Origin of the sequence: Pseudomonas syringae group sp. J248-6, from assembly GCF_032586995.1 — a bacterium.
Classification (GTDB): Bacteria; Pseudomonadota; Gammaproteobacteria; order Pseudomonadales; family Pseudomonadaceae; genus Aquipseudomonas; species Aquipseudomonas amygdali.
This window is the reverse complement of record NZ_JAWHOP010000015.1, coordinates 58925-77008: the sequence shown is the minus strand read 5'-3', so window position 1 is coordinate 77008 and position 18084 is coordinate 58925. Positions and strand designations below refer to the sequence as shown.

Below are 18084 nucleotides of genomic sequence, written 5' to 3'. Positions count from 1 at the left end.
TAGGGCCGATGTGCAGAGGTGCATCAATCAGTCTGACTCGCGAGCTATTCCTAGGCTGCGGGTGTAAAAATTTTGCTCAGAGCGACTGGCTTCTATGCCTGCGCTGTTCCGCGTATTCCTTAGCTTGGCCGCTATCAATAAAGTCGAACGCAAACTCCTTAGCATGCGAGGTGGTTTCGAATATTTTTTTTCCTAGCACGTTATCCACAACGAGCTTATAGCCGACCGGCTCAAGGACAACAGCCAATTGAAACCCTCGGAATTTTATCGTCTGGTGATCTCTTTCGCCGTTCCATTTGGATGAGGACAGAAAGCGTCTGAGCCGCCCCAAGCGTCTTCTCGCTTCGGTAGCCTCTCGCGTGCCCGTCAGGGTATCGCAGCAGTTGGTGCCGACTCCCATTTGCTCCCAGTGCTCATGCAGTACATAGTGAACATAACGGATCGCGGTGCCACACAGCTCACAACTCCCGGCGAGGTCACCCAGATCATCCTCGCCGATATACTCCCATCCCAAATCAGGTCGTATCTCACCATGTTCGCGCGCATGGCAGCCCCGGCATAAGGTTTCGCAATCAGAGTAGTCATACTGCCAAGGTTTTCGGCCGCTAATGTACTGTTTATGGTGGACCTGCAGCACGACTTCTGGCCGCCTGCGGCCACAAACAACGCAGACACCACCATCCAGCTCTATTACTCGCTCTCTGAAATTCGCCCACTTCTTGTCGGCATAAAGATTCGCCACTCTAGGCCTCCCAAGTCTCTACTAGCATCAGCTTCTACACGGTCCAGCAACGATAGTCATGTGTGGATGCTCCATGCCTTTTATGTGGAGAAAATAACGTAGTCAAAGGCGCTGCTGAGAATATCGAGGAAAAGTAACCACTTATAGATTCATCGAGGTATCCCCATTAAATACATGCACTTCCTCGTACAGGGAGGTGTAGTGCAACGCAATTGAGACATCCTTGCGCAAAAGGAAGTTGATCAGCGCGAGCTCGCAACCTGCAGGTGGTTTTTTCGAAGGTCCCAGAATCTGGATCTCCTTACCGGGGATCAGAGCGGCGAGCTTTGTTGGCCATCCCGTAGAGAAGCAAAGCGGGTCCAAGTTAATGCTGCGCAAGATTGTCGGCCATTGACTTGTACCTAGCCCAGCGTAGGTTTTGCCGGACACAGTTACGCTCATTGAGGTAATTATTCCGAGTCCAGTCTCCTCATTCGTGAGGTATAGCCCATTCTTCTCTCCCCAACCTGCGAAGTGAGGTGTAACCATGAGGGATGGTCTTACAGACAAAACATTGTGTTGCCTACGGCTAGACCAATCCTCCGCATCACGCTTTGTGCGGAAGGTTTTGGCGACAGTGGGCCAGCCATTCTTACGAATGAGTGCCTTCCAGGTGCCAGAAGGAGTTTTGACTAGAGTTGCCATGAGAGTGGCCTCCTAGGCGGCTGTCGAACCAGCGCTGTACCTAAATTGTACCCTTGGGCCATAGGACTGTATCTGAGGTGGCTCCGCCAAAAACGCGAAAGCCGCGCAATGCGCGGCTTTGAATATGGTGGGCCCACACGGACTCGAACCGTGGACCAAAGGATTATGAGTCCTCTGCTCTAACCAACTGAGCTATGGGCCCTCAGTAGGCCGCGGATTATAACGGCGGTTTCGCGGCTGTGCTATCCGAAACGTCCGAAAGATTCATAAGAAGAAATCTCTCGCTGAATTCTTCGGGTTGAAGGGGCAGGCTGATGATGTAGCCCTGGATCTGTTCACAGCCCTCGCGGGTCAGGAATTGCTGCTGTTCGCTGTTCTCTACGCCTTCGGCAATCACGGTCAGTTGCATGCTGCGCCCAAGGGCGATGATGGCGCGGACGATGGCGGAGTCGTGGGTGTCTTCGGGCAGGCCGCGAACGAAGGACTGGTCGATCTTGAGGATGTCCAGCGGCAGGCGTTTGAGGTAGCTCAGTGAGGAATAGCCGGTGCCGAAGTCGTCGATGGCCAGCTGCACGCCTAGTTTCTTCAGTTTGTGCAGCACTGCCAGCGCCTCCTGGGTCTGGCTCATGATGAAGTGTTCGGTGATTTCCAGCTGCAGGCAGCCTGGCTCCAGGCCGTTGTCGGCCAGCAGTTGTTCGATGTGTTCGACAAGGTTTGTCTGGCGCAATTGAGCGCCTGCCAGGTTGACTGACACGGGGCCGAACGGCTGACAGGTTTTGTGCCATTTGCCCATCTGTTGGCAGGCCTGCTCCAGCACCCATTCGCCGATTTGCAGAATCATGCCGTTTTCTTCGGCCAGCGGTATGAAGTGTTCGGGCGGCACGTCGCCGAAGGTCGGGTGGTTCCAGCGGATCAGCGCTTCTGCGCCTATCAGCGTGTGGGTCAGAAGGCTGATTTTGGGCTGGTAGGCCAGGGACAGCTGATTGCGGTCCAGCGCTCTTCTCAATTCCTGTTCAAGGGCAATACGTTCGCTGGCCTGTGTGGTCAGGTCGCAGGTGTAGCTTTCGACCCGGTTGCGGCCCTTGGCCTTGGAGCGGTACATCGCAGCGTCGGCGTTTTTGACCAGCGTTGCTACGTCGGTGCCGTCAGTCGGGAAAACGCAGCTGCCAATGCTCGGGCTGATGTAGAGCTCATGTTCGCCAGCTTCAAAAGGTGTGTTGAAGCTGGACAGCAGTTTGTTGGCAATGGCTTGTGCGTCGCTGGGCTGCAGCAGGCCAGGTAACAGAACGATGAACTCGTCACCGCCAAGGCGCGCGACCGTATCGACATCGCGCAGGGTCTCCTTGAGCCGGTGTGCGATGCCCTTGAGCAGTAGATCGCCGACCGGGTGGCCCAGGCTGTCGTTGATGTGCTTGAAACGGTCCAGATCGAGGAACAGCACTGCACCAAGGCTGCCGGACTCTTCGCTGTGCAGTAATGCCGATTGAAGGCGGCTCTCGAACAGGGTTCGGTTGGGCAGGCCTGTGAGCGGGTCGTGGTGGGCCTGGTAGTCGAGGCGCGCCTGGGCGTGTTTGAGGCTTGAGATGTCAGCGAAGACGGCGACGAAGTGGGTGGTGAGGTTGGCTTTGTTGCGCACTGCATTGATCGTCAGCCAGCTTGGGTAGAGCTCGCCGCTCTTGCGCCGGTTGCTGATCTCGCCCTGCCAGTGGCCCTCGGCTGCAAGTTGATGCCACATTGAGGCATAGAACGCGCTGTCATGCTGGCCTGAGGCGAGCATGCGAGGCGTCTGGCCGATGGCTTCGCTCTCGCTGTAGCCGGTAATCTCAGTGAAGGCACGGTTGACGGCATTGATGCGCTGGTTGGTGTCGGTAATGAGCACGCCCTCGGCGGTGCTCTCGAACACCGTTGCAGCGAGGTGCAGTTTTTCCTGCATTTGCCTGCTTTCGGTTACATCTCGTGCAATCGTCAGCAGGCAGTCGTCGCCTGCGATGACGAGCGGGTGCGAGGACAGTTCGCACAGTTTGATACTGCCATCAACATTACGAAGCCGGGCCCTGAAGTCCCGTACGGAGCCGTACCGTTTCAACTGCTCAATGAGCCTGGAGCGCTCGCCCAGATCCACCCAGATGCCCAGGTCGAATGTCGAGTGTTCAAGGCAGTACGCTTCGCTATACCCCGTGATGCGGCAGAAACCTTCATTCACCTCCAAAAGCATCCCGTCCTGCTGGCGGGTGATAGCCAGCCCGTCAGGCGAGGCATGAAAAGCCTTGGCGAATTTTTCTTCGGAAAGTTGAAGTTGCTGCTGGGCCTGCTTGCGCTGGGTGATGTCACGCACTATCACCAGTACGGCTGGCGTGGAGCTCTGGTCGAAAGGCTGGGCGGACATGAGCCCGGAAAAGGTTTCGCCGTTCTTGCGCCGAAAGGGTATCTCCAGATTATGGATGTTGCCTGTCTGCAGTTGCTGCAAAACTTTTGGGCCTATACCTGGCACTGCCCACAGGTCCAGTTCGGTGGGTGTTTTTCCGATCACTTCGTCAAGGGCGATGCCGGTCCGTTCAACAAACGCCGCGTTGGCATCCATGATATGCCCGTCGACAAGGCTTGCGATAATCATGGCATCCGGGCACTGAGCGAAGACCGAGGCGAATTTTCCCTCGGACAGGCACGACGCTTCCCGGTCATTGGTGTCGATTATTACTTCACGCATATGCGGCTTACGTCCGTGTTTGACTATCGCTGATATTGTTGTGGCGTGAATTTGTAACAATCACTGGTCAAGGCTGGACTGAAAAGCGCTTGTGTCCTGTGTGATACATAGTTGTAGGTCAATTCGTCAGGGCCTGCAATTAGACCGACGTCTGACATCTGTTTGATTTGATCAATTGACGACTGGACCTGCAAATCTGGATTTCTTTTTCTCTGAAACGCAAAACCCCCGGCAGGCCGGGGGTTTTGTTTGACTCGCAGATGCGATTACTCGTCGAGGAACGAGCGCAGGTGCTCGCTTCTTGTCGGGTGACGCAGCTTGCGCAGTGCCTTGGCTTCTATCTGACGAATCCGCTCACGGGTAACGTCAAACTGCTTACCGACCTCTTCAAGCGTGTGATCGGTATTCATGTCGATGCCGAAACGCATACGCAGAACCTTGGCTTCACGGGCGGTAAGGCCCGACAGCACTTCGCGTGTCGCTTCCTTCAGGCTCTCAACAGTGGCGACATCGATTGGCGACTGCATGGTCGAGTCTTCGATGAAGTCACCCAGATGCGAATCTTCGTCGTCGCCGATCGGGGTTTCCATGGAGATCGGCTCTTTCGCGATCTTCAATACCTTGCGGATTTTGTCCTCAGGCATTTCCATGCGTTCGCCCAGCTCTTCCGGAGTCGGTTCGCGACCCATTTCCTGCAGCATCTGCCGGGAAATACGGTTGAGCTTGTTGATTGTCTCGATCATGTGCACCGGAATACGGATGGTGCGGGCCTGGTCGGCAATCGAGCGAGTGATCGCCTGACGGATCCACCAGGTGGCATAGGTCGAGAACTTGTAGCCACGACGGTATTCGAACTTGTCCACAGCCTTCATCAAGCCGATGTTGCCTTCCTGGATCAGATCGAGGAATTGCAGGCCACGGTTGGTGTACTTCTTGGCGATGGAGATAACCAGACGCAAGTTCGCTTCAACCATCTCTTTTTTCGCGCGGCGGGCCTTGGCCTCACCGATCGACATGCGACGGTTGATGTCCTTGATCTCGGCTATTTTCAGGCCGGTCTCTTCTTCCAGTGCCGACAGCTTCTGCTGGCAACGCTGGATGTCAGGCTGCAGACGACCGATGGCTTCGGCGTATTTGCTCTTGCCCTTGGCCAGTGTGTCAGTCCAGCTTTCGTCAACTTCGTTGCCGGGGAACTGGCGAAGGAAGTCGGCGCGCGGCATACGTGCATCACGTACACACAGCTGCATGATGGCGCGTTCCTGAGCACGAAGACGCTCAAGAGCACCCCGCACACGCTCTACCAGACCTTCAAACTGTTTTGGAACCAGTTTGATCGGCATGAACAGTTCGGCAAGTGCAACCATTTCGGCAATGGCGTGCTTGTCGTCGCGACCGAATTTCTTCAGCGCCTTGCGGGTGATTTCCATTTGATCGGAAACCGCACCGAAGCGCTGCTGGGCGATGACCGGATCGGGACCGCTTTCGACTTCGTCTTCGTCGTCGCTGGCGTCTGCCGATTCTTCCTCGTCGTCATCGGTGCCTTCGGCCTTGACGGCTTTGGGATCGACAGGCGGAGGTACTTCGGCAGGCGGCGCAATGCCGTCGTCCGGGTCGATATAGCCGCTCAGAACATCGGAGAGGCGACCGCCTTCGCTGGTGACACGTGTGTATTCGGAAAGAATATGGTCAACCGTGCCAGGGAAGTGCGCAATTGCGCCCATCACTTCACGGATACCTTCTTCGATACGTTTGGCGATTTCGATTTCGCCTTCACGGGTCAGAAGTTCAACGGTGCCCATTTCACGCATGTACATACGAACGGGATCGGTGGTACGCCCGATGTCGGTCTCGACCGCTGCCAACGCTGCAGCCGCTTCTTCTGCGGCTGCCTCGTCGGTATCGGCGTCGGCCAGCATCAAGGCGTCCGCATCCGGAGCACTCTCGTGTACCGGGATCCCCATGTCGTTGATCATGCGGATGATGTCTTCCACCTGCTCGGGATCTGAAATATCCTCGGGCAAGTGGTCGTTGACCTCTGCGTAAGTCAGATACTTCTGCTCACGACCCAGGGTGATCAACTCTTTGATACGAGATTGCTGTTGCGCTTTTCCGGACATAACACCCTATCCACTGAAGGTCTTGGCGGGCAAAAAACAAGCCGAGGATTATACCCGAGCTATGACCTCACGCGCCAGTTGAGGTCGGGGTTTGTGCGGGAACATTGCGATTTAGCAGTTCCCTAAGCTGAATTTTCTCTTCTGCGCTCAGCTCGGTCTGCCGAGCCTTGCTGATCAGATGTTCCAGACTGCGCTCGCGTTGGCGAGCGGATAAGCTAGTTATAGTGTCGAAAAACTGTTGTTCAAGGTTGTCGGCCTCAATCAGCCATTCCTTTTCTGCCAGGGCGCGTAGCAAACGGCCCTGTTCAGTCCCGTGCCATCGCGCTATCAACTGTAACGACCGCAGGTTGGGATTCTTTTGCCTGGCTTCGATAAGGGCGACCAGCAGTTGCGCGTTAGATTGGTCTTCTGCAGCGAAATGGCTGGCATTTTCGACCTTTTCGGCCAGTTCAGGGTGGTGCAGCAATGTTCTCAGTGCGGCCTGCATGGGTGGCTCGACAGCGGTCGGTACACGCGGTGTTCGAGGTTCGAAGTCCTGGCGCTTGCCTTTTTTGCCCCAGGATTTGTTGTCCCATTTTTTTTGATTCTGACCGCCGGTTTTCTTTGGCGTCCATTCCTGCTGTGGCTCATAACCGCCTTGGGGCTGGTAATCGGCAAAGTCAGGCATGGCGTCGTAATCGACGTACGGGTCGTAGCTCGGCGGTGCATCCGCCGGCGCGCTCTGTACCAGTTGACTGACGGCCTCGCCGGTAAGCCCGGTAATTTCGGTCAGGCGTTTGCGCATCAGAATGCGCAGGTTCGCCCCAGGCACTTTATCGATGAGTGGCGCCGCGAGGGTGGCCATGTGCGCCTTGCCTTCCAGCGAGCGCGGGTCAGACTCTTTGGTCAGTTGCTCGAAAAAATAATCGGCCAGTGGCTGGGCGTGCTGATTGATGCGCGCCTTGAACGCGTCGGTGCCTTCGGAGCGCACCAGCGTGTCCGGGTCTTCGCCCTCGGGAAGAAACAAAAAGCGCGCCCGACGCCCGTCCTGCAGGTTCGACAGGGTGGCTTCCAGTGCCCGCCACGCGGCATTGCGCCCGGCCTGATCGCCGTCGAAGCAGAACAGCACGTTGGGCACGACCCGGAACAGTCGTTTCAAATGCTCTTCGCTGGTCGCGGTACCCAGCGTGGCCACGGCATTGCGCAAACCTTGCTGCGCCAGGGCGATGACGTCCATGTAGCCTTCAACGACGATGATTTCGTCGAGGTTGCGATTGAATTTGCGGGCTTCGAACAGCCCGTACAGCTCCTGGCCCTTGTGGAAAACCGGTGTTTCCGGCGAGTTCAGGTACTTGGGCTTGTCATCACCCAGCACGCGCCCGCCAAAGGCGATGACGCGTCCGCGCGAGTCGCGTATCGGAAACATCACCCGGTCACGGAAGCGATCATAGCGTTTGCCGGTTTCGGCGTTCTCGATCAGCAGACCGGCATCGATCATGACCTTTTGCTGCAGTGAGTCGCTGCTCAGGTGCTTGTACAGGTTGTCCCAGCCTGGCGGAGCAAAGCCCAGACCAAAGTCTCTGGCGATTTCACCGGACAGCCCGCGGCCTTTAAGGTAATCCACCGCTGCCTTGCGCGATGGATGGCTTTTCAACGCCTGGCGATAGAACTCGGCGGCGGCGGTCAGCAGCGGGTAGAGCGGGGAATCGGTTGGCTGGCGGGGCTTCTGGCCTTTTACGCCCTGTTCGCGAGGCACTTCCATGCCTGCTGCTTTGGCGAGGTCTTCGACAGCCTGGGGGAAATCCAGATTGTCGTGATCCATGATGAAGCCGAGCGCGTTGCCGCCAGCGCCGCAACCGAAGCAGTAATAGAACTGTTTGTCCGGGCTGACGCTGAAAGAGGGTGTTTTCTCTTTGTGGAACGGGCAGCAGGCGGTGTAGTTCTTCCCGGCTTTCTTGAGCTGCACGCGCGAACTGACTACATCGACAATGTCGGTGCGGTTCAGAAGGTCGTCGATAAAGCTCTGGGGAATCAGCCCGGCCATGGCGTTCTCATCATTCAAGCGTGGTGCAAAAGTATCGGGAGACTCTACGAGCGTTCCGTCAGCCTGTCAGCCGTCTTTTTTGAAGACGTGAGCAATCAACGGGCACGTCTTTGCATCCGCTGGGCGGTGTGGGCCTGAAAGGAAATAAACTTGAACCTGCGGGCAGGTCGGGAGGCTTCATGCTGGGTGTCCACCTGAGTGTGACAAAACCCGGATACATAAGCCTGGGTGCACGGAAGACGCTGCCTTGGCTGAGCTTCTTGCGAAGTCATCAAGGCATACTCGTCTTGTCATCGGCCGTCTGCTGCCCGAGTGGGCATGGCCAACGTAGCCTGTGAACAGGCTGGACGTGCTTGATTGAATGTCTGAGTCGCATCGGCGGCTTGGACGGGGTCAATCAATCTAGCTAACGCGCAATCCAGTTAACGCAAAAAAGCGAAGCTGGAACTGCCGACAGCCCGGCTGGTTGGCCGGGCAAGGCAGAAGCTTGCGACGAAGGTCTGTAAATTAATACAGACGAACGGCGCGGCGCTGTTCGCGCTGGACTTTCTTGGCGTGGCGTTTGACAGCAGCTGCTGCCTTGCGCTTACGCTCCGAAGTCGGCTTCTCGTAAAATTCGCGGCTACGAACTTCAGCCAGAACACCGGCTTTTTCGCAGGAGCGCTTGAAACGACGCAGAGCTACGTCGAAGGGTTCGTTCTCTTTAACTTTGACGGCTGGCATCCAGAGCTACCTTCATTCATTACCGGGGTCAACGCTTAGTGCAAACACTGCACAAAAGTACGTCGGTTTTTAAGGGTTGCGGATGTTAACCCCTCATTGAGAGGAATGCAAAGCCTCTGATCGAAAACCGCTGGTCGGCACCTCGGTCGACGACTATTATGCGCGCCTTCAAATCTGCCCCCTACAAGGCGCAACCCCATGCTAGTACTGGGATTAGAAACCTCCTGCGACGAAACCGGTGTCGCGTTGTACGACAGCGAACGCGGTTTGCTCGCGGACGCATTATTCAGCCAGATCGACCTGCATCGGGCCTACGGCGGTGTGGTGCCGGAGCTGGCTTCGCGCGATCACGTCAAGCGCATGCTGCCGCTGATTCGCCAGACACTGGCCGAGGCTGACTGCGTGGCCACTGACATCGACGCCATTGCCTACACGGCCGGGCCGGGTCTGGTGGGTGCATTGCTGGTCGGCGCCTCGTGCGCTCAGGCGCTGGCATTCGCCTGGGATATCCCGGCGTTGGGCGTTCACCACATGGAAGGCCATCTGCTGGCCCCGATGCTGGAAGAAAACCCGCCACAGTTCCCGTTCGTCGCGTTGCTGGTGTCCGGTGGTCATACGCAACTGGTACGCGTCGATGGTATCGGTCAGTACGAACTGCTGGGCGAGACGCTGGATGATGCAGCAGGCGAGGCGTTCGACAAGACCGCCAAGATGATGGGCATGCAGTATCCAGGCGGCCCGGAGATTTCCAAGGCGGCGATGCAGGGCGTGGCGGGGCGTTTTGTCTTTCCCCGACCAATGACCGATCGCCCCGGGCTGGAATTCAGTTTCAGCGGCTTGAAAACTTCTGCGCTCAATACCTGGCAGCAATGTCAGGGCGCTGGAGACGACAGCGAGCAAACCCGCTGCGACATCGCTCTGGCGTTCCAGCAGGCGGTAGTGGAGACTTTGACCATCAAGTGCAAGCGCGCGCTCAAACAGACCGGCCTCAAGAGCCTGGTCATTGCGGGCGGCGTCAGCGCCAACAAGGCGCTGCGGGCTTCGCTGGAAAGCATGCTTGGCGACCTGCGCGGCAATGTTTACTACGCACGGCCCGAGTTCTGTACCGATAACGGCGCAATGATTGCCTTTGCTGGCTGTCAGCGTTTGCAGGCAGGGCAGAAGGAAGATTTGAGCATCAGCGTGCAGGCGCGTTGGCCCATGGAGCAGTTGCCGGGGCTGTGATGGCAGGCGAGGGTAAAATGATTTCAGGTTGCCCTTCAGAAATGTCGTTCGCGCCCGGCGAGCAGGTCGCGTAGATTGCCGCGATGGCGCCAGACGATGAGCAGTGTCAGCACGCTCATCGGCAACAGCGCATGAGGTTCTTGCCATGCCAGTAATGGCAGGGTCAGCGGTGTGGCAATCAGGGCGGCAAGCGAGCTGGTGCGGGTCAGGTAGAGCGTCAGCAGCCAGGCCGCTATCGCCAGGGCGGCTGCGGGCGGGTATAGCCCCAGCAGCACCCCGGCGGCTGTTGCGACACCTTTGCCACCACGGAAGCGAAAGTACACTGGGAACAGGTGGCCCAGCACTGCACAGACGCCGATCCAGCCTTGTTGCGCGATGTTCAGGTTCCAGGCGCTGGCGATCAGGATCGGCAGCAGGCCTTTGCAGAGGTCGCCAAGCAGGGTCAGGATGGCCAGTTTTTTTCCGGCCAGACGCAGCATGTTGGTAGCGCCGGCATTGCCCGAGCCACTGGCGCGCGGGTCTGGTCTGCCGCTCAGGCGGCTGAGCAGAATGGCGAAGGACAGCGAACCAAGCAGGTAGGCGAAGGTGGCCAGTAACCAAAACATGCTAACCATTCCGGGCGAGGATGCCCTGATTCTAACGGCGCATCGCGCCCTTGTCGTGCAGTGGAGAGTAGTGCTTGGACAGAGTTTTCATCGAGGGCCTTGAGGTTGATACGGTCATCGGCGCCTATGACTGGGAGCGCGGCATTCGCCAGTGCCTGCGTCTGGACCTCAGCTTCGCCTGGGACAATCGCCCTGCAGCGGCAGGCGACGACCTGAGCAAGGCCCTCGACTACGCCAGTGTTTCGACACGTATTCAGGCTTTCGCCGAGCAGGCTCAGTTTCAGTTGGTAGAGACCTTCGCTGAGCGGCTGGCTGAAGTGCTGATGAGCGAATTCAATATTCCCTGGCTGCGTCTGAAACTGACCAAGCCGGGTGCCGTAGCGGCCGCTGCCGGTGTGGGCGTGGAGATCGAGCGCGGATGTCGCTGACGCGGATTTTCCTCGGCCTGGGGAGCAATATCGAGCGCGAACGTCACCTGCATGCCGGGCTGGATGCGCTGGATGGCTTTCTGACTGACCTCAGTTGCTCGCCGGTTTTTGAAAGCCATGCGGTGGGCATCAAGAGCGGGCCATTCTTCAATCTGGTGGTGTCGGCGTTGACCGATCTGCCGTTGATGGAGCTTGATCGCCGTCTGAAATTCATTGAGGCCGACAATGGCCGCTATGCCCCGGATCGCAAAGGGCTGCCGCTGGATATCGATGTGCTGTTGTATGGCGAGCAGGTCGGTAATTTCGACGGGCTGATTTTGCCCAGAGCGGAAATTCTGAAGAATGCCTTCGTGCTGTGCCCATTGGCATTGATTGCCCCTGAACGTCTGCATCCGGGTGTGGGTATTGCCTTCAGCAAGCTTTGGGCTGACGCGCAGATCGATCAGCAGCTCTGGCCGGTAGCGTTTGAGTGGCGCGGAGTGGGTCTTACGCCTGAGAGTCTGCTGCGTAGCTGAGTCGGTGTGTGGCTCTCGGGTGCTGAAGACCGGACGCAGAGCGTCCAGGGCTGCGCTACCACGCGGAGCGTGGAAGCGATAATAGTCATTTAGAGTCAGGCGACGTGCTCTGCCTTGTAGATTTTCAGCGCCTTGAGCCGTTCGTTCTTTAGCGCGTCGCCCAGTTCCTTGCCCTTGAGGCCTTTTTCCAGCAGCGGCTGTACTGACACCGTTCGAGCTGCCTGTGCTGCACCGCGCAGGTAATCAGCCTGTGGATAACTGCGTTGTTCGAAGCCGTGACGTCCTCGCGCGTCCATCTCGCACGCCGCAATGAACTCTTCAAAACGCTGCGGGCGGCGGTAGACGTCGAAACTTTGCAGCAGATCCAGCAAGGTCGAGGGTTTCAGTTCCAGCGCCCGATGGCCGTGGGTGTGGTACTGGCCGACCAGCAGTGCCAGTTCCTGGCATTCCCTGGGCACCCGAAAGCGCTCGTTGACCGCTTTAATCAGGCGCAGGCCGGTATGTTCATGGGCAATGTGCCTGGGCCATTCGGCTTCCGGCGTCAGCCCCTTGCCCAGATCGTGCAGCAGACAGGCCCAGCGTACGGTCAGCGGGTGTTTGTGAATCGCAGATTGCTCAAGCACGCTGAGGACATGTACGCCGGTGTCTATTTCCGGGTGATGTGCAGCGGGTTGCGGCACGCCAAACAGCGCTTCGACCTCGGGCATCAGTTCCTTGAGTGCGCCGCAGTCGTGCAGTACCTGGATGAACACCTGAGGCTGATCTTCCATGAGCGCGCGAGAGATTTCTTTCCAGCTTCGTTCGGCAGTCAGCGCCTTGAGTTCGCCGGATTCACTGAGCTGGCGCATCAGCCCCAAAGTCTCGGGTGCGATGGTGAAACCGTAACGTGCGTAGCGCGCTGCGAACCGGGCCACGCGCAAGACCCTAAGCGGATCTTCGGCGAACGCGGGGGAAACGTGGCGCAATACTCGCGCTTCAAGGTCTTTCTGGCCGTTATACGGATCGGTCAGGTTACCGTCCTTGTCTTCGGCCATGGCATTGATCGTCAGGTCGCGCCGAATCAGGTCCTGCTCAAGCGTTACCTCGGGGCTTGCATGAAAAACAAAGCCTCCATAGCCCACGCCGCTTTTGCGCTCGGTGCGCGCCAGCGCGTATTCCTCGTTGGTCAGCGGGTGCAAAAACACCGGGAAGTCTGTGCCGACCGGGCGATAGCCCTTGACCAGCATGTCCTCAGTGCTCGCGCCGACCACGACCCAATCGATATCAGTGACAGGTTGACCCAGGAGGCGGTCGCGTACAGCACCGCCCACTTTATAAATCTGCATAAAAAGCCTCCGTAAGCGCGACAGGATAAACCTTGTGCCGTGCTTGCGGAGGCTAAAGCTGCATGAGCAGCCGTTTAAACAGCCTTTTCCCTAACGCCTAAAGGTGGACGACCGCCATATCAAGCCGGGGATACTCACTGTCGGCATGCTCGCCTTTTGGAGGTACGTGATGGGTTTTGACCACTTGATCGCCCTGCAGGGTTTCCAGATGGATATCAAAGCCCCATAGCCGGTGCAGGTGCTTGAGCACCTCGTCAGTCGAATCGCCCAGCGGTTTTCGATTGTGCTGTTGGTGGCGCAGGGTCAGCGAGCGATCGCCTCGGCGGTCGATGCTGTAGATCTGCACGTTGGGCTCCCGATTGCCCAGGTTGTATTGCGCAGCGAGAATCTCGCGAATGGTCCGGTAACCGTTTTCATCATGAATGGCAGGCACCAGCAGGTCTTCCTGCTGGTCGTCGTCCATGATGCTGAACAGCTTGAGGTCGCGAATCACCTTGGGCGACAAGTATTGGAGAATGAAGCTCTCGTCCTTGAAGCTGGTCATCGCAAACTTGATCGCCGTCAGCCAGTCGGTGCCGGCAATTTCCGGAAACCACTGCCGGTCCTCATCGGTAGGGCTTTCGCACATCCGGCGTATGTCCTGATACATGGCAAAGCCCAGCGCGTAGGGATTGATGCCGCTGTAGTAGGGGCTGTCAAAACCGGGCTGGAAAATCACGCTGGTGTGCGACTGCAGAAACTCCATCATGAAGCCGTCGGTGACCAGGCCTTCGTCGTACAGGTCGTTCATCAACGTGTAATGCCAGAACGTTGCCCAGCCTTCGTTCATCACCTGGGTCTGGCGCTGTGGATAAAAATACTGCGCGATCTTGCGCACAATGCGCACCACTTCGCGCTGCCAGGGCTCCAGCAGCGGCGCGTGTTTCTCGATGAAATAGAGAATGTTTTCCTGCGGCTCGGCAGGAAAGCGTGCGTTGTCCTCTTTGCTGCCTTTTTCGGCGTTCTTCGGAATAGTGCGCCAAAGATCGTTGATCTGGCGCTGAAGATGTTCTTCCCGATCCTTCTGACGCCGCCGTTCCTCTTCAGCGGAAATCGGATACGGACGCTTGTAGCGGTCCACGCCGTAGTTCATCAACGCGTGGCACGAGTCGAGCAAATCTTCCACGGCGTCGATGCCGTGCCGTTCCTCGCATTGCATGATGTACTGCTTGGCGAACACCAGATAATCAATGATTGAGCTGGCGTCGGTCCAGGTGCGGAACAGGTAATTGCCCTTGAAGAAGCTGTTGTGGCCATAGCAGGCGTGCGCAACGACCAGTGCCTGCATGCAGATGGTGTTTTCTTCCATCAGGTAGGCAATACACGGGTCCGAGTTGATCACAATCTCGTACGCCAGCCCCATCTGGCCACGCGAATAGGATTTTTCAGTGCTGAGAAAGTGCTTGCCGTATGACCAGTGATGGTAGCCCAGGGGCATGCCCACCGAGGCGTAGGCATCCATCATTTGTTCGGCAGTGATCACCTCAATCTGGTTGGGATAGGTGTCCAGAGCATACCGCTCGGCAATTCTGCCGATCTCACGGTCGTAGGCCCGGATCAGTTCAAATGTCCACTCTGACCCCGTGGAAAGGGGTTGGCGCTTCTGCTCTCTGGCGGTCATGACACTAACCTTCGCTGGAAGAGTTCGCGGAATACCGGATAGATATCACCGGCAGAGACCAGCTGCTGCTGGGCGAACGTGTCGGCGTAGTCTTCACCGATACGCTCGTATTCGTACCACAAGGCCTGGTGCTCACGCGGCGTGATTTCCACGTACGTGTAGTACTGCACGAAGGGCATGATCTGTTTGGTCAGGATTTCCCGGCAAATGGGCGAATCGTCGTTCCAGTTGTCTCCATCCGAGGCCTGTGCCGCGTAAATATTCCAGTCGCTGCTTGGGTAGCGTTCGGCCATGATCTCCTGCATCAGTTTCAATGCGCTGGAAACGATGGTGCCGCCGGTTTCCCGAGAATAGAAAAACTCTTCTTCGTCCACTTCACGGGCGCTGGTGTGGTGACGAATGAACACAACGTCGATCTTGTCGTAATTACGCTTGAGAAACAGGTACAGCAGGATGAAGAAGCGCTTGGCGATGTCTTTGGTCGCCTGGGTCATGGAGCCGGAGACGTCCATCAGGCAAAACATGACCGCTTTGGAGCTGGGGTTGGGTTGTTTGACCAGCAGGTTGTACTTGAGGTCGAACGTGTCGAGGTACGGTACGCGACGAATACGTGCTTTCAGTCGATCAATTTCTACTTCCAGTTCCTGAATATCGCCGAAGTTGTCGGGCTCTTCGCGCTTCATACGCTCAAGCTCGACAGTGGCCTCTTTGAGTTTTGCCCGGCTGCTGCCGGACAGCGCAATGCGTCGCGCATGCGCCGAGCGCAGGGTGCGGATGATGTTGATGCGTGAAGGGTTGCCCTCGTTGCTGATCCCCGCGCGCACGGTCTTGAAGGTGTCGGTACCGGTCAGGTTACGCTTGACCAGGTTCGGCAGCTCCAGGTCTTCGAACATGAACTCGAGAAACTCTTCCTGAGTAATCTGAAACGAGAACTCATCCATGCCTTCGCCGGAGTTGCCTGCCTTGCCAGGCCCTTTGCCGCCACCACCGCCTTGAGGGCGGGCGATGTGCTCACCTGTGGTGAACTCCTTGTTGCCAGGATGAACAATGGTCTGCTTGCCGCCACGACCGTGGTGCAGGACCGGCTCGTCAATATCGCGTCCGGGAATACTGATCTGCTCGCCGTGTTCCATGTCAGTAATGGAGCGCCGGCTGACCGCTTCCTCCACTGCCTTTTTAATGTGGTCACGGTAACGCCGCAGAAACCGCTGCCGGTTTACCGTGCTCTTGTTCTTGCCGTTGAGACGTCGGTCGATCACATAGCTCATAGGCTCCTCCGGGGAGCTTCAAGTTGTAAGCTTCAAGCTGCAAGCGAGCGCGCCATCGATCCCGGAGCCGGGCCTCGATCGCTTTTCGCCTGCAGCTGATAGCTTGAAGCTTGCAGCTGCTTTATTGCGATTTCCGCACGCGCAGATACCATTCGGAAAGCAGACGTACCTGCTTGTCCGTGTAGCCCCTCTCGACCATTCGTGTGACGAAGTCGTTGTGCTTCTGCTGATCCTCCTTGCTGGCCTTGGCATTGAAGCTGATGACGGGCAGTAGGTCCTCGGTGTTGGAGAACATTTTCTTCTCGATCACCACGCGCAGCTTCTCGTAGCTGAGCCAGGTCGGGTTCTTGCCGTTGTTGTTGGCGCGGGCACGCAGCACGAAGTTGACGATTTCGTTGCGGAAGTCTTTCGGGTTGCTGATGCCGGCCGGTTTCTCGATCTTTTCCAGCTCCTCGTTCAAGGCAACGCGGTTGAGAATCTCGCCGGTTTCCGGGTCGCGGTATTCCTGATCCTGAATCCAGAAGTCTGCATACAGCACGTAGCGGTCGAAAATGTTCTGACCGTACTCGCTGTAGGATTCCAGGTACGCCGTCTGGATTTCCTTGCCGATAAACTCGATGTAGCGGGGTGCCAGGTATTCCTTGATGAAACGCAGGTAGCGTTCACGCGTTTCGGCCGGAAATTGCTCCTGTTCGATCTGCTGTTCCAGTACGTACAGCAGGTGCACCGGGTTGGCAGCAATTTCGTGTGGATCGAAGTTGAAGACCTTGGACAGAATCTTGAACGCGAAGCGGGTAGAGAGACCGTTCATGCCTTCGTCGACGCCCGCACTGTCGCGGTATTCCTGGATCGACTTGGCTTTGGGGTCGGTATCTTTCAGGTTCTCGCCGTCATACACGCGCATCTTGGAGTAGATGTTGGAGTTGTCCGGCTCTTTGAGGCGCGACAGCGTGGTGAACTGCGCGAGCATCTTCAAGGTGTCAGGCGCGCAATGCGCTTTGGACAGCGAGCTGTTGAACAGCAGCTTGTCGTAGATCTTGATCTCGTCGCTGACACGCAGGCAGTACGGCACCTTCACGATGTAGATACGGTCGATGAAGGCTTCGTTGTTCTTGTTGTTGCGGAAACTGTGCCATTCCGATTCGTTGGAGTGCGCCAGCAGAATACCGGTGAACGGGATGGCCCCCAGCCCCTCGGTGCTGTTGTAGTTACCCTCCTGGGTCGCGGTCAGCAACGGGTGAAGGACCTTGATCGGTGCCTTGAACATCTCGACGAATTCCATCAGGCCCTGGTTGGCCCGGCACAGTGCGCCCGAGTAGCTGTACGCGTCGGCGTCGTTCTGTGGGAATTCTTCCAGTTTGCGGATATCGACCTTGCCGACCAGCGCGGAAATATCCTGGTTGTTTTCGTCGCCGGGCTCGGTTTTCGCTACGGCGATCTGGTTGAGAATCGAAGGGTAGAGCTTCACAACCTTGAACTGGCTGATGTCGCCACCGAACTCGGCCAGGCGCTTGGTCGCCCAGGGCGACATGATAGTGCTCAGGTAGCGTCGCGGAATTCCGAAGTCTTCTTCCAGAATCGCGCCGTCCTCAGTGGCGTTGAACAGGCCCAGAGGCGACTCGAAGACTGGCGAGCCCTTGATGGCGTAGAACGGGACTCTTTCGATCAGTTGCTTGAGCTTTTCAGCCAGGGACGATTTACCACCGCCCACCGGGCCGAGCAGGTAAAGGATTTGCTTCTTCTCTTCCAGGCCTTGGGCGGCATGGCGGAAATACGAAACGATCTGGTCGATGCATTCTTCCATTCCGTGGAAGTCGGCAAAGGCAGGATAGCGGCGTATCACCTTGTTGGAGAATATTCGCGAGAGCCTGGAGTTGGTGGAGGTGTCCACCAGTTCGGGCTCGCCAATGGCCAGCAGAAGACGTTCTGCGGCAGAGGCATAGGCGCTGCGGTCCTGTTTGCAGAGCTCCAGATACTCCTGTAGCGAGAGCTCTTCTTGCCGTGTGCTTTCGAAGCGTTGTTGGAAGTGGCTGAATATACTCATGACGTCACCTCGCTCGATA

At 57.3% G+C, this 18084-nt stretch carries 13 protein-coding genes, 1 tRNA gene and 1 pseudogene; 3 read left to right on the top strand and 12 right to left on the bottom strand.

All coding sequences use genetic code 11. The features are described 5' to 3' along the window. Positions 1-76: 76 nt before the first annotated feature. From RYC17_RS18950 to rpsU, 7 genes and pseudogenes are all read right to left on the bottom strand, one after another. Positions 77-742, bottom strand: a complete 666-nt coding sequence (locus RYC17_RS18950) for an HNH endonuclease signature motif containing protein (RefSeq protein WP_316904073.1) — start codon at positions 740-742, stop codon at positions 77-79. Between the two features lie 546 nt (positions 743-1288). Continuing rightward, positions 1289-1426 (bottom strand): annotated as a pseudogene (locus tag RYC17_RS18945) (site-specific integrase); the annotation flags it as partial. Between the two features lie 125 nt (positions 1427-1551). Continuing rightward, positions 1552-1628, bottom strand: a tRNA-Ile gene (locus RYC17_RS18940). Positions 1629-1643: 15 nt separating this feature from the next. Then, a complete protein-coding gene (locus tag RYC17_RS18935) occupies positions 1644-4121 on the bottom strand; it encodes an EAL domain-containing protein (RefSeq protein WP_410478463.1) in 2478 nt (825 codons plus the stop codon). Positions 4122-4399: 278 nt separating this feature from the next. After that, the gene (gene rpoD, locus RYC17_RS18930) at positions 4400-6250 is read right to left on the bottom strand and encodes an RNA polymerase sigma factor RpoD (RefSeq protein WP_230016967.1); all 1851 of its coding nucleotides are present in this window, start codon (positions 6248-6250) and stop codon (positions 4400-4402) included. A gap of 67 nt (positions 6251-6317) precedes the next feature. After that, positions 6318-8273 (bottom strand): DNA primase, encoded by a 1956-nt coding sequence (gene dnaG, locus RYC17_RS18925; RefSeq protein ID WP_316904068.1) that lies wholly within the window; start codon positions 8271-8273, stop codon positions 6318-6320. Positions 8274-8780: 507 nt separating this feature from the next. After that, positions 8781-8996 (bottom strand): 30S ribosomal protein S21, encoded by a 216-nt coding sequence (rpsU, locus tag RYC17_RS18920; protein WP_002551877.1) that lies wholly within the window; start codon positions 8994-8996, stop codon positions 8781-8783. 198 nt (positions 8997-9194) lie between these two features. On the opposite strand from rpsU, the gene tsaD reads away from it, so the two are divergent. Beyond that, positions 9195-10220 carry a tRNA (adenosine(37)-N6)-threonylcarbamoyltransferase complex transferase subunit TsaD gene (gene tsaD, locus RYC17_RS18915; protein ID WP_002551878.1) on the top strand — a complete coding sequence of 342 codons (1026 nt, stop codon included), beginning with the start codon at positions 9195-9197 and terminating at the stop codon, positions 10218-10220. Between the two features lie 35 nt (positions 10221-10255). On the opposite strand, the gene plsY is transcribed toward tsaD, so the two are convergent. Then, positions 10256-10825: a glycerol-3-phosphate 1-O-acyltransferase PlsY gene (plsY, locus tag RYC17_RS18910; RefSeq protein ID WP_004660108.1), complete on the bottom strand. Its 570-nt coding sequence runs from the start codon at positions 10823-10825 to the stop codon at positions 10256-10258. Positions 10826-10899: 74 nt separating this feature from the next. Here plsY and folB point away from each other — a divergent pair, with 74 nt between their 5' ends. Continuing rightward, a complete protein-coding gene (gene folB / locus RYC17_RS18905) occupies positions 10900-11253 on the top strand; it encodes a dihydroneopterin aldolase (RefSeq protein ID WP_002551880.1) in 354 nt (117 codons plus the stop codon). Beyond that, positions 11244-11768 carry a 2-amino-4-hydroxy-6-hydroxymethyldihydropteridine diphosphokinase gene (gene folK, locus RYC17_RS18900; RefSeq protein WP_002551881.1) on the top strand — a complete coding sequence of 175 codons (525 nt, stop codon included), beginning with the start codon at positions 11244-11246 and terminating at the stop codon, positions 11766-11768. The genes folB and folK overlap by 10 nt, the downstream gene beginning before the upstream one ends. Before the next feature lie 95 nt (positions 11769-11863). Here the strand turns inward: folK and RYC17_RS18895 are convergent, their stop codons facing one another. The 4 genes from RYC17_RS18895 to RYC17_RS18880 all read right to left on the bottom strand — a co-directional run bounded on the left by RYC17_RS18895 (position 11864) and on the right by RYC17_RS18880 (position 18065). Next, positions 11864-13093 (bottom strand): multifunctional CCA addition/repair protein, encoded by a 1230-nt coding sequence (locus tag RYC17_RS18895; RefSeq protein WP_316904065.1) that lies wholly within the window; start codon positions 13091-13093, stop codon positions 11864-11866. Positions 13094-13190: 97 nt separating this feature from the next. Beyond that, entirely contained in the window at positions 13191-14753 is a 1563-nt protein-coding gene (locus RYC17_RS18890; RefSeq protein WP_219170382.1) for a SpoVR family protein, read from the bottom strand. Further along, entirely contained in the window at positions 14750-16021 is a 1272-nt protein-coding gene (locus RYC17_RS18885; RefSeq protein WP_316904063.1) for a YeaH/YhbH family protein, read from the bottom strand. Before RYC17_RS18885 ends, RYC17_RS18890 begins: the two co-directional genes overlap by 4 nt. 121 nt (positions 16022-16142) lie before the next feature. After that, a complete protein-coding gene (locus tag RYC17_RS18880; protein WP_002551885.1) occupies positions 16143-18065 on the bottom strand; it encodes a PrkA family serine protein kinase in 1923 nt (640 codons plus the stop codon). Between the last annotated feature and the right edge of the window lie 19 nt (positions 18066-18084).

Excerpts from the sequence above, each read along its gene's own strand:
- rpoD (WP_230016967.1), bottom strand. The coding sequence starts at position 6,250 with ATGTCCGGAAAAGCGCAACAGCAATCTCGTATCAAAGAGTTGATCACC.
- dnaG (WP_316904068.1), bottom strand. The coding sequence starts at position 8,273 with ATGGCCGGGCTGATTCCCCAGAGCTTTATCGACGACCTTCTGAACCGC.
- rpsU (WP_002551877.1), bottom strand. The coding sequence starts at position 8,996 with ATGCCAGCCGTCAAAGTTAAAGAGAACGAACCCTTCGACGTAGCTCTG.
- tsaD (WP_002551878.1), top strand. The coding sequence starts at position 9,195 with ATGCTAGTACTGGGATTAGAAACCTCCTGCGACGAAACCGGTGTCGCG.
- plsY (WP_004660108.1), bottom strand. The coding sequence starts at position 10,825 with ATGTTTTGGTTACTGGCCACCTTCGCCTACCTGCTTGGTTCGCTGTCC.
- folK (WP_002551881.1), top strand. The coding sequence starts at position 11,244 with ATGTCGCTGACGCGGATTTTCCTCGGCCTGGGGAGCAATATCGAGCGC.
- RYC17_RS18895 (WP_316904065.1), bottom strand. The coding sequence starts at position 13,093 with ATGCAGATTTATAAAGTGGGCGGTGCTGTACGCGACCGCCTCCTGGGT.
- RYC17_RS18890 (WP_219170382.1), bottom strand. The coding sequence starts at position 14,753 with ATGACCGCCAGAGAGCAGAAGCGCCAACCCCTTTCCACGGGGTCAGAG.
- RYC17_RS18885 (WP_316904063.1), bottom strand. The coding sequence starts at position 16,021 with ATGAGCTATGTGATCGACCGACGTCTCAACGGCAAGAACAAGAGCACG.
- RYC17_RS18880 (WP_002551885.1), bottom strand. The coding sequence starts at position 18,065 with ATGAGTATATTCAGCCACTTCCAACAACGCTTCGAAAGCACACGGCAA.